This is a genomic window from Bradyrhizobium sp., assembly GCF_019244115.1.
Classification (GTDB): domain Bacteria; phylum Pseudomonadota; class Alphaproteobacteria; order Rhizobiales; family Xanthobacteraceae; genus Bradyrhizobium.
The window spans coordinates 1-11,688 of the sequence record NZ_JAFATE010000801.1 but is presented as its reverse complement, the minus strand read 5'-3'; the positions used below and the strand labels follow the sequence as shown (position 1 = coordinate 11,688).

The following is an 11,688-nucleotide window of genomic DNA, read 5'->3' as shown; positions in this document are numbered from 1 at the left end:
GGCCCGTCGCGGCCGGACCAGGAAGGTAACGTCGCGCCCCGCCTGCAGCATCCTGCCGCCAAAATATCCGCCGATGGCGCCGGCGCCGACCACGAGAACACGCATGGTTTGATCCTTTTTCTTCTTCTTGAGGGAGGCGAATGGCGAGGAGTAGTAACGGATGTGCTCGTCATTCACTATTTGCTACTCACTACTCACTACTCACTACTCGCTTCCTTGCTGCTATTTGCCCAAGATCATCTCCTCGACGTCGCGCAACTGTTCCTTGCCGAAAAACATCTCGCGGCCGACGAAAAAGGTTGGCGAGCCGAACGCACCGCGCTCAACGGCATCTTGCGTGTTGGCGAGCAGCTTGGCTTTCACTTCCGGTTCTTGCGCGCGTGCGAGCAGTTTTGCGCCGTCGAGGCCCGAGGCGGTGAGGGCCTGCACCGCCACTTCGCCGTCATCCATCTTCTTCGGCTCCCGCCACATGTGATGAAAGGCGGCTTCGACATAGGGCTCGAACACGCCCTCGAACTGGGCGGCGATCGCACCGCGCATCAGATTGAGCGTGTTGACCGGGAAAAACGGATTCCACACATAGGGCGCGACCTGGAAGCGCTTGATGAAGCGTTCGGTCTCGACCGTCTGGAATTCCCGTTTGTTCTTGATGCCCGCCAGCGTCTCGGCAGGCGATTTGTTATTCGTCGCCTTGAAGATGCCGCCGAGCAGGACGGGCACGTATTCGAAGGTTTGGCCGATGCGCTTTTCGATCGCGGGCATCGCCTCGTGGGCGAGAAAGGCATTCGGGCTGCCGACATCGAACAGGAATTGCAGGCGCTGGCTCACGGCGGTCTCCCTAAAAGTTCTTTGCCGGACATTGTGGCGCGATGGGCGGGGCACGTCCACCGATTTCTATGATGATCGTAATACTGCGCTGGAGCTCACCAGACCAGGCGATGGATCGCGCGCCGCCGCCATACCAGCATGTAATAGGCCATCTGCAGCAGGAACATGCTGCAGAAGGCGATCGGATAGGCCATCCAGATGCCCTCGATCCCGACCAGGCGGCTGAGGATGATCGCTGACGGCAGCTCGATGGCGACGACGGCGAACATCAGGATTGCCAGCGGCATCCACACCGTGCCGCTGGCGCGCATCGCCGCGGAAAACACCGTGGCCATTCCGAACAGCACCGCGCTCCACAGCACCATGTGGAGCAGGCCTTGCGCGAGCGCCAGCACGGCCGCGTCGGTGATGAAGAAACTCAGGATCATTCGCGACAGCAGATAGGCCAGTGCAACGAGTCCGCCGGTGAGGAGCACATTCATCTCCAGCCCGCGGCGTACGATGGCGTCGACGCGGCCCGCCTCGCCGCGCCCGATCGCCTGGGCTGCGAAGATCGAGGCCGCGATCGCGATCGAGATGGCGGGAAACTGCACGAGCCCCAGCACCTGGTTGACCGCGCCATAGGCGGCGGTGGCATCCGAGCCGTAACTGTTGACGAGGCCGAGCAGCACGAGTTCGGCGAGCGACATCGTCACCATGCCGAGCGCCGATGGGATTCCCAGGCGGAGCACGGTCCGCAGCAATTTGCCGTCAGGACGCATCGCCCGCAGGAACGTGGCGTCAAAAGCCAGCGCATGCACGCGCCAACGCAGATACAGGTGAAGCAATATCAATGTGACAGAGGCGGAAAAGGCGCCGGCCCAGGCGGCGCTGGTGACCCCAAGCCGGGGCAGGCCGAGCCAGCCGCGGATGAGGGCAGGCGTTGCGGCAAGTCCGATCACCGCCGATACCGACAGCGCCAGCAAGGGCGTCACGGAATCGCCGACGCCGCGCATCATCGCGGCCCACAGGATGAAGGTGAAGGTCAGCGGCATGCTGATCATCATGATTCGCGCGTAGGAGCTGGCGGCGTCCAGAATATCGGGCGGCGTTGCCAGCGCGGCCATGAACGGCCGGCTGAACAGCCCGCCAAGAATGGCAATGGTCGTCGCAATCATCAACGCAACCGACAGCGTCGTTCCGGCCACCGCCTTGACCTTGAGAGGCTCGCCGGCACCCCAGGCCTGTCCGATCAGGACGCCGGCGCCGGAACTCAGGCCCATCACGAACGCGATGAAGAAGAACATCACTGGCATGAACACGGAAGCCGCCGCGAGCGCGTCGACGCCGATCATCTGGCCGAGATAGGCGCTGTTGACGGTGCCGAACAGCGATTGCAGGATGTTGCTCAGCATCATCGGAGCGAGAAAGACCAGAAAGGTTTTTCGGGAAAACGAGCTGTTTGACACGGCTTCTTCCTGTTGTGAGGCGATGACGCATCGAGGCGGCGTGCCGCATCGATGCGACGTGAATTGGGGCCGTTCCCGGGCCGACAGCTCAGACGGTTCGGTCGCGCGGTCTTGACGCGGACCCGCGGGGATTTCGTTCGAGAACGTTTTTAGTCGGCGCGATCGCTATAGGCGAGCCTGACGACGTGGTCGCGGATGTCGGCAGGCCAGGTGGCGATATGACCGGCCATGCGTCGCCGGTCGTCGGCAAACAGCGCACGCGTGGCTTCCTCGAAACCGGGCAGGTTGCCGGCCATCGCCGACATGAAGTGATAGGCGGCTTCGCGCGCCGCGCGGGCTCGATCGGCGTCGCCGGTGGCGCGGCGGGCCTGCTCGACCAGCTTGCGCAAGGCGACCGAGGCACCGCCGGGCTGCGCGTTGAGCCATTCCCAATGCCGTGGCAGCAGCGTGACTTCGCGCGCAACGACGCCGAGCTTTGGCCGGCCGCGGCCGCGCGGTTCGCTGGCTGCCGCGGCGGGCTCGGCCGTCTCGCCCTGCTTCTGATGCCGGGCGAGCCGTGCCACGACGTCCGCATCCGATCCCCGCAGGTCGAGATCGACGGCACGCCCGGTCAAGTCATCGAAGATCGCGATCGGCGCCGAGGCCTGGCCCTCGACGCGCTTGATCGCGAGCGCAACCGCGTCGAGCGGGCCCGATGCAAGCCGCCGCTCGCCATGGAAGGCTGTGAAGGTGGAGATCATGACAAGAGCCATTGCTTACGTTCGTTGATGTCCGGTTTTATTATCCGGGTAAAATAGGATTGTCAATATTGCCCGGGTAGAAAGCCGGCCGGCCTGGATCGCCAATCGCCGGCCTGCCTGTTACGGGAGAGTGAACAAGCGAATTTATTCCGGGGATATCGATGCTGACTGTTCATCACCTCAACAATTCCCGCTCCCAGCGGGTGCTCTGGCTGCTCGAGGAGCTTGAGGTGCCCTATGACATCATCCGCTATCAGCGCCAGGCCGACATGCGCGCACCAAAGGAACTCCTGAACATCCACCCGCTGGGGAAATCGCCTGTCATCACCGATGCCGGCAACACCATTGCGGAGTCCGGCGCCATCGCGGAGTACATCGTCGGGGTTTACGGCGGCGGCCGCCTGATCCCGGCCCCGGATACGCCAGAGCGGCTTCGCTACGTCTATTGGCTGCATTATGCGGAGGGCTCCGCGATGCCGCTGCTTCTGCTAAAACTGCTGTTCAACATCATGCCGAAGCGCGCGCCCGCGCTGCTGCGTCCTGTCGTGCGCAAGGTCTCGAGCCAGGCGCTGACCACGCTGGTCAACCCGCAACTGAAGCAGCACATGAATTTCTGGGAGAGCGAGCTGACCAAGAGCGAATGGTTCGCCGGCAGCGAATTCACGGCGGCCGATATCCAGATGAGTTTTGCGCTGGAGGCCGCGGCCGCCCGCGGCGGGCTCGAGCAGGGTCATCCCAATGCGATGGCTTTTCTCGACCGCATCCATGCCCGCCCGGCCTATGGCCGCGCACTCGAAAAGGGCGGACCCTATGAGCTGGGGAGGTGAAACGGTGTCGTTTATGGCAGCGGCTTCACCGTGACGCCCGGCGGCGGCCGCTCGTCTTCGGGGATGAAGTAGGCCGACAGCAGAGCAGGATTCCGATCGACACGATAGCGCTCGAAGTCGCGGACACCGCTTTCATAAAGCACCGTGTCATCGATGTAGAACCGGCCGGTGGACTCCCGCGAAGGCCTGGTCAGGATGATATGGGCTGCATCGCCCATGATATCAGGTGTCCGGCTCGCGCGAATCGTCGCCTCTCCCCCCAGGAGATTGCTGACGGCCGCAGTTGCGATGGTAGTGCGTGGCCACAGCGCGTTGACTGCGATGCCCGCCGGCTTCAGTTCGGCCGAAAGGCCAAGAACGCACATGCTCATGCCATATTTTGAAATGCTGTAGGGGGTGGAGTGCACGAACCAGCGTGATCTCATGTCGAGCGGCGGCGACACCGTCAGGATGTGAGGATTTTCCGCCTTCTTAAGATGCGGCACGCAATATTTCGACACCATGAAGGCGCCGCGGGTGTTGATGCCCATCATCAGGTCGAACCGCTTCATATCGGTTCCCTGCGAATCGGTGAGGCGGATGGCGCTGGCGTTGTTGACGCAGATATCGATGCCGCCGAACTCCTTGACGGTCGCCTCGATCGCGTCGATCACCTGGGCCTCGTCGCGAATGTCGCAGACCAGAGGCAGCGCCTGTCCACCGGCGCCCATGATCTCTTCTGCGGCGGTGTAGATCGTTCCCTTCAGCTTTGGATGCGGCTCGACAGTCTTCGCCGCGACGGCAATGTTGGCGCCGTCGCGCGCGGCACGCAGGGCAATCGCGAGTCCGATGCCGCGGCTCGCCCCCGTGATGAACAGCGTCTTGCCCTTGAGCGTCGTCATTTCTGTTCCGATCGCTTCCGGCGCATCATTGCCCCGCGGCTTCCGAGCCTCGGCTGCGAGGATCGGGCGCGCCCTCCAAGCCGTTTGGGGTCACGAGGATGGAGTTGGCCGAGGTCGGACCCATCGGCCCTACCATCTGGTGGCCTTTCACCTTCAAGGCAGCCAGCACGTCGTCGGGAAAACCGCGCTCGATCCGCACCTCGTCGGGCTGCCATTGATGATGCAGCCGCGGGGCGGCCACAGCGGCTGCGACGTCCATGTGGTAGTCGAGCACGTTGACGATGATCTGCAGCACGCTCGAGATGATCCGGCTGCCGCCGGGCGAGCCGGTCACCAGCACAGGCAGGCCCTCCTTCAAAACGATCGTCGGCGACATCGAGGAGAGCGGCCGTTTTCCCGGACCCGGGAGGTTGGCCTCGTAACCGACCAGGCCGTAGGCATTGGACGCGCCAGGCGCCGCGGTGAAATCGTCGAGCTCATTGTTGAGCAGCACACCGGTGCCCTCGGCAACGAGGCCGACGCCATAAGGAAAGTTCAGCGTGTAGGTGTTGCTGACGGCATTGCCGGAGCTGTCCACCACCGAAAAATGCGTGGTGTTGGAACCCTCGTGCGGCGACGTCACCGCGAGCATCTCCTTCCATGGCGTGGCGCGGTCGGGATTGATGCTCGCGCGCTGCTTCTCGGCATAATCCTTGGCGATCAGGGTCGCAATCGGCGCATCGGTGGAGGCGGGGTCGCCGAGATAACGCGCACGATCGGCATAGGCGCGCTTCATCGCCTCGATCATCAGATGCAGCGAGGCCGCAGACCCCTGCTTCAGATCGGCGATCGAAAAGCCTTCGAGGATGTTCAGCATTTCCACCAGCACGACCCCGCCGGAGGATGGCGGAGGCATCGAGACGATGTCATAGCCGCGATAGGTCCCGCGCACCGGCTGGCGGATGACGGCGGCGTAGGACTTCAGGTCCTCGGTTGTCATGATGCCGCCGGCATCATCGACCGCGTTCACCAGCCTCTCGGCCACCGGCCCCTCATAGAATCCGCGCGGACCCTGGGCTGCAATCGCCGACAGCGTCGCGGCGAGCTCAGGCTGCACGAAGCGATCGCCGTCCCGCAGCGGGGTGCCGTCTGCGCGCGAAAACAGTTTTGCCGACGAGGGCCAGCGCACGATGCGCTTGTGCCATTCCGGCAGGCTGTCGGCAAAATTGTCGGTGACGACAAATCCCTCGCGCGCCAGTTCGATTGCAGGCTGCAGCAGTTCGGCCAAAGTGAATTTGCCGGAGCCATATTTCTCCAGCGCCAGCGCAAGGCCCGCGACGGTTCCGGGCACACCGATGCCGAGCGCCGAATCGCGCGACTTCGCGGCGTCCGGCCGGCCGTCGGAGCCAAGGAAGACCTGCGGCGTCGTCGCAGCTGCGGCGGTCTCGCGATAGTCGATCGCGACATCCTCGCCGCGGCCGCGCATGTGGATGACCATAAAGCCACCGCCGCCGATATTTCCGGCGGGAGGATAGGTCACGGCCATGGCAAAGCCGGTCGCGACCGCCGCATCGACCGCGTTGCCGCCACGCCTGAGAATGTCGGCCCCGATCTGGGCGCCCAGCTTCTCCTGCGCCACCACCATGCCGTGTTCGGCTGGAATGGAATGGACGGAATCGAGTGGCGGAGGCGTATAGACCCGGCGCCCTTCCTGCGCGGCCGCCGGCATGAGGGCGAGGATGCAGAGCGCGATGCTCGCGAAAAACGTTCGACGGTCGAGTTCTTTGAAGATCATCCTTCGCCCCGGGATCTGGCCCAAGCAACCGAATGTCCTCTGCATGCTATATGGACTCGGTGGAACTTGGCAAAACGCGGAGATGTGATTGTGAGGGGTGTTTTGCGATGGCAGTGACCGCGCTCGACGCTGGCGATACGACCCGCCTGAAGGCCTATCCGCCGCGATCGGCCGTCATCAGCTGGATTTTCTTCGACTGGGCGGCGCAGCCCTATTTCACGCTGATCACGACGTTCGTATTTGCGCCCTATTTCGCCACCCATGTGGCATCCGATCCGGCCAGCGGGCAGGCGCTATGGGGATTTGCCACCGCCGCCAGCGGCATGATGATCGCGCTGCTGTCGCCCGTGCTCGGCGCGATCGCCGACGTCACCGGCCGCCGCAAGCCGTGGATCGCGGCTTTCGGCGCCATGCTGGTGATCGGCGCGGCGCTGATGTGGTTCGGTCGCCCCGGTGAAGAAAGCGGTATTCCTGCGCTGCTCGTCGCCTACGGTGTCGCCACCGTCGGTGTCGAATTTGCAACCGTGTTCAACAATGCGATGATGCCGACGCTGGTGCCGCCGGATCGCATTGGGCGTCTGTCCGGCACCGGCTGGGCCACCGGCTATATCGGCGGAATTCTCAGCTTGATCCTGGTGCTCGGCTTTCTGGCCGCCAGCCCCGAGAGCGGCCGCACGCTGTTCGGTTTCAAGCCGCTGTTCGGGCTCGATCCGGCGAGTCACCAGGGCGACCGCATCTCGGGACCTCTGACCGGCGTCTGGTTCGTCATCTTCGTGCTGCCGATGTTCTTGCTGACGCCGGACTATCCGGCACGAAGCCGCCTGCGTGAAGCATTGCGCACGGGTCTATCCGAGCTCAGGCAGACGCTGGCCGAACTGCCGAAGCAGAAATCGCTGGCCGCATTCCTGCTCGCCAACATGATCTACACCGACGGGCTGGTGTCGCTGTTCGCCTTCGGCGGCATCTATGCCGCCGGCACGTTTGGCTGGAACACGATCCAGATCGGCACCTTCGGCATCATCCTCGCAATCGCCGGCACTTTTGGCGGCTGGTTCGGTGGCAAGCTCGATGATGCCTTTGGACCAAAGCACGTCATCACCGGCAGCATCACGATCCTGCTGACAGCGATCGTGGCGATCCTGCTGGTCAGCACGGACTCCATCTTCTTCATCAGCGTCGCGCCGCCGGTCCCGGGCGGCCCGCTGTTCGCGTCGGCCGCCGAGCGTGCCTATCTGATCCTCGGCTGCTGCATCGGCGCGGTCGGTGCGCCCTTGCAGGCCGCATCGCGCTCGCTCCTGATCCGCATGGCGCCAAGGGATCGCGTCGCGCAATATTTTGGGCTGTTCGCGCTGACCGGCAAGGTCACGTCCTTCATCGGTCCGCTGCTGATCGGCATCGTCACCGCGGCCACGGCGAGCCAGAAGGCGGGCATGGCGACGCTGGTCCTGTTCTTCGTGACCGGCCTCGTGCTGCTCGCGAGGGTGCGGGAGTGACTGTCGTCTCCGCCTTGTGCGCGATTGCGCACTGGAGCGGGGACCCATACCGCGTGATCTATCAATAAGGGGAAAGGGCAGTCGATGCACTCAGCAACGACCGCCTGTAGTTATGGGTCCCGGCGTTCGCCGGGACGACAGCTTCAATGCCGGAAATGCCGCATGCCCGTAAGCACCATGGCGATGCCGTGTTCGTCAGCGGCCTTGATCACCTCGTCGTCGCGCATCGAGCCGCCCGGCTGGATCACCGCGGTGGCGCCAGCCTCGATGCAGGCCAGCATGCCGTCGGCAAACGGGAAGAAGGCGTCGGACGCCACGACCGAGCCTTTGGTCAAGGGCTCTGCGAGCTTCAATTCGGCGGCGGCATCCTGTGCCTTGCGCGCGGCGATGCGCGCCGAATCCACCCGGCTCATTTGCCCGGCGCCGACGCCGACGGTCGCGAGATCCCTGGCATAGACGATGGTGTTGGACTTGACGTGCTTGGCAACGCGAAAGGCAAACATCAGATCGCGCATCTCGGCATCGGTCGGCGCGCGCCGGGTCGCTACCTTCAGCACCATGTCGTCGACAATGGCGTTGTCGCGGCTTTGCACCAAAAGTCCGCCGGCAACCGTCTTTGCGGTGAGCCCGCGCGCGCGGGGATCAGGCAGGCTGCCGGCAAGCAGGAGGCGCAGGTTCTTGCGCTTGGCAAGGATCGCGATCGCCTCTTCGCTGGCATCGGGCGCGATGATCACCTCGGTAAAGATCTCGGTCACGGCGCGCGCGGTGTCGGCGTCCAGCGTGCGGTTGAGTGCAATGATGCCGCCATAGGCCGAGGTCGAATCGCAGGCCAGCGCCTTGCGATAGGCGCTGGCTAGATCCGGCCCCTCGGCAACCCCGCAAGGATTGGCGTGCTTGACGATCACGCAGGCCGCGGTGCGCGCCGGATCGAACTCGGCGATGCACTCATAGGCCGCGTCGGTGTCATTGATGTTGTTGTACGAGAGCGCCTTGCCCTGCAGTTGCCGTGCCGTGGAGACACCCGCGCGCTTGTTCGGCAGCGCATAGAACGCCGCAGTCTGATGCGGGTTCTCGCCATAGCGGAGCGACTGGATCAGGCGGCCGCCGAAGGCGCGGAAGTCCGGCGCCTCGGTCTCGAGCTCGCCGGCAAACCAGTTCGAGATCGCCGCGTCATAGGCCGCGGTACGCGCATAGGCTTTTGCCGCGAGGCGGCGGCGCAGCCGTAACGTGGTCGAGCCCTGGTTGGCCGCGAGCTCGTCGAGCACGGCCTGATAGTCGGCCGCCTCGATCACCACCGCGACATCGTCGTGATTCTTTGCCGCCGCGCGGATCATCGCAGGCCCGCCGATGTCGATGTTCTCGATGCACTCGGCGAAATCGGCGCCTTTCTCCACGGTCGCCTCGAAGGGATAGAGATTGACCACCAGGAGATCGATCGGCGCGATGCCATGCGCCGTCAAGGCGCTCGTATGCTCGGCGTTGTCGCGGATCGCGAGCAGGCCGCCATGCACCTTTGGATGCAGCGTTTTGACCCGCCCATCCATCATTTCCGGAAAGCCCGTGAGCTCGGAGACGTCCTTGACGTTCAGTCCCGCGGTCGAAATCGCTTTTGCGGTGCCACCGGTGGAGACGAGTTCGACGCCTTGTGCGGCCAGCGCGCGGGCGAACTCAATCAGGCCGGTCTTGTCGGAAACGGAGAGCAGGGCGCGGGTCACGCGGCGGAGCTGATGGGTCATGGGCAAGGTCCTTTGCGAAGGAGTGTCGTTTTGCCCAGGCGCACGGCTGCTTGTCCCGCGCTTCCTGATGGTGCTCCATCCAATGTCGCCAGTCGCGCGAGCGGCGATGGGTTAGCAGCTTTCGACGATGCCCACAATGGACGGGGACGGGCGAGCGGATCTCAGAGCGGCAGTTCCGGCTCGCGCCTGGCGTTGCGCCGAGCCGCAGTCAGCGTCGCCGACGTCGCAGATCGCACAAAGCTCCAGCGGATCGACGTGGCCTGCCGGGCGTCCTGCCGGATCACGATCTGGGCGGTCCGACGCGGGCCGTCATTGCCGGACAGGAACACGCTTTCTTCGAGATCGACCTTGTCTTCGAGGGCCTCGAAAGTCCAGACGTCGCGGTTTGGCAGCACCAGCATCACGCCACGTGCATCGCTGAGGCGGCTGGCCTTGACCGACGGATGCAGATGAAAGCGCACAGCGAAATCGCTGTCGGCACCTCGGCCACGTCCGCCGGTGGCGGGCACGATGATGTCCTCACCCTCGAGCCGCGATCCGTCCGAGGCGGCCATCAGGACACGGCGGTGCAGGATGCCGAACTGGTGGGCGTAGCCGTTATGGGATGCGGTCAGCATGGTTCCGTCGGGGACATCCTGACGCGAAAGGTCGACATTGGAAGGACCCGAGACGACCGGGGCGCCGTGCAGAAAACGCTTCATCGCAGTCATCTCGACGAACTGGCAGGACGATGTGTCATGGTATGTCAGTGTGGAATGCGCCGCGGTGCTGCGGGCGAAGGCGCGCCAGTTGTCGCGACCGTTGGAGGGCATGCCGCAATTGATTACGATCCGGTTCGGTCCTGATGACAATTCGAAGGACAGACAGCCGGCATGAGCCTCGTGACTGACATTGGCAGGCGGTGGCAGGCCCGTCTCCATGATCACGGTCATGGGCCCGCCGTCGAGGCGCTGGAAGCCGGAATGCGGCATGCCCGCCATCGGCGTGCCATGCGTGTCGTCATAGGCGAGCAGGGTCGCCAGAAGGTCGGATGGAGTGCCGCTCATTCCGTTGAACAGCGCGATCGAGCCGTCGCCGTGACGAAAGAAGCGCAGCATCGGCATCATGCGATCGATTGCGTTCAGCAGCGCCGGAGGCGGCGCGATGTTGCGCGCGGCAAAAGTCTGCCGCAGCGGCAGCAGGTCGATGAGGAGTTCGATCAATGCGCCGGGGTTGCGGGAGATGTGTCCGCCATCGGGCAGGATCTGCCGCTGCAATTCATCGGACAGCCGGCGCGAGGTGCTGCGCACATGGCGGCCCTGATTGGCGAGGCACAGCGAGGCGTAGCAGAGCGCGATCAGGACCTGCAGACGCGGCACGCCATCGCCCACGTCGAGCATCGCATAGCGCAGATAGCGAATTTCCCGGGTCAGCCAGCGCAGATAGCGCCGATAGAACTTGCCATCGGTGTCGCCCAGCACCAGGGGCGCCTGCGACAACAGCGAAATCACCCGGCGCGACAGCACGTCGGCGCGGCGGCCGATCGGGCGGCGGTTGGCGGGGTTGGTGATCCAGTCGTCGACCAGGGAGCGGGCATTGGCGCGGGTCAGCGCGGTATCGGCGGCACGCAAATGCCGCAGCCAGCCGAAGCCGAGCAGCGCCACCTCCCAATCCTCCGACGGCGGCTCGAGATCGAAGATCGAACGGCCGTGGCAGGTCACGATCTTTCCGGCGAACACGAAGCGGCCGGCATAGATCTCGGCCGCGCGGGTGGCGTCCGCGGTCCGCAGGTCGTGCGGGGCGATGATCAGGCGGTCGGTGCGGCCGGGCCACAATTGCGACAGCGCAACCGAGCCACCGCTTGCGCGCGCAGCGACGCTGCGCGCGAAACGGTCCATGATCAGCGTCGATATGCGTCTGCGTTGTGCGGCGGACACGCCTGGCCTTAATTTCGGGGGATTCGCTCGGTTAAGCTCTTTTTA

The 11,688-nt window shown here is 64.4% G+C and carries 10 protein-coding genes and 1 riboswitch; of the genes, 2 read left to right on the top strand and 8 right to left on the bottom strand.

From position 1 onward, the window contains the following. From JOZ76_RS34020 to JOZ76_RS34005, 4 genes are all read right to left on the bottom strand, one after another. Positions 1-105 (bottom strand): 2-dehydropantoate 2-reductase N-terminal domain-containing protein (locus JOZ76_RS34020; RefSeq protein WP_291705761.1); only part of this gene is annotated, 105 nt, incomplete at its 3' end. 117 nt (positions 106-222) lie between these two features. Further along, positions 223-828 carry a 2-hydroxychromene-2-carboxylate isomerase gene (locus tag JOZ76_RS34015; RefSeq protein ID WP_291705759.1) on the bottom strand — a complete coding sequence of 202 codons (606 nt, stop codon included), beginning with the start codon at positions 826-828 and terminating at the stop codon, positions 223-225. Positions 829-923: 95 nt separating this feature from the next. Continuing rightward, positions 924-2,225, bottom strand: coding sequence for an MATE family efflux transporter (locus JOZ76_RS34010; RefSeq protein ID WP_291705760.1), 1,302 nt, complete (start codon positions 2,223-2,225; stop codon positions 924-926). A gap of 200 nt (positions 2,226-2,425) precedes the next feature. Further along, the gene (locus tag JOZ76_RS34005; protein ID WP_291705758.1) at positions 2,426-3,028 is read right to left on the bottom strand and encodes a DUF2239 family protein; all 603 of its coding nucleotides are present in this window, start codon (positions 3,026-3,028) and stop codon (positions 2,426-2,428) included. Between the two features lie 149 nt (positions 3,029-3,177). Between JOZ76_RS34005 and JOZ76_RS34000 the strand changes: the two genes are divergently transcribed. Next, a complete protein-coding gene (locus JOZ76_RS34000) occupies positions 3,178-3,843 on the top strand; it encodes a glutathione S-transferase family protein (protein WP_291705757.1) in 666 nt (221 codons plus the stop codon). A gap of 11 nt (positions 3,844-3,854) precedes the next feature. Here JOZ76_RS34000 and JOZ76_RS33995 read toward each other — a convergent pair whose 3' ends face one another. Beyond that, positions 3,855-4,724, bottom strand: a complete 870-nt coding sequence (locus tag JOZ76_RS33995; protein ID WP_291705756.1) for an SDR family oxidoreductase — start codon at positions 4,722-4,724, stop codon at positions 3,855-3,857. A 25-nt stretch (positions 4,725-4,749) separates the two neighbouring features. Beyond that, positions 4,750-6,498, bottom strand: coding sequence for a gamma-glutamyltransferase (ggt, locus tag JOZ76_RS33990; protein ID WP_291705755.1), 1,749 nt, complete (start codon positions 6,496-6,498; stop codon positions 4,750-4,752). Between the two features lie 107 nt (positions 6,499-6,605). On the opposite strand from ggt, the gene JOZ76_RS33985 reads away from it, so the two are divergent. Further along, the gene (locus JOZ76_RS33985) at positions 6,606-7,991 is read left to right on the top strand and encodes an MFS transporter (protein WP_291705754.1); all 1,386 of its coding nucleotides are present in this window, start codon (positions 6,606-6,608) and stop codon (positions 7,989-7,991) included. A gap of 143 nt (positions 7,992-8,134) precedes the next feature. Here JOZ76_RS33985 and purH read toward each other — a convergent pair whose 3' ends face one another. Next, complete coding sequence (purH, locus tag JOZ76_RS33980; protein ID WP_291705753.1) at positions 8,135-9,727, bottom strand: bifunctional phosphoribosylaminoimidazolecarboxamide formyltransferase/IMP cyclohydrolase; 1,593 nt, start codon at positions 9,725-9,727, stop codon at positions 8,135-8,137. A gap of 25 nt (positions 9,728-9,752) precedes the next feature. Then, positions 9,753-9,833, bottom strand: a riboswitch (ZMP/ZTP riboswitch). Between the two features lie 55 nt (positions 9,834-9,888). Further along, a complete protein-coding gene (locus JOZ76_RS33975) occupies positions 9,889-11,604 on the bottom strand; it encodes a heparinase II/III family protein (RefSeq protein ID WP_291705752.1) in 1,716 nt (571 codons plus the stop codon). Between the last annotated feature and the right edge of the window lie 84 nt (positions 11,605-11,688).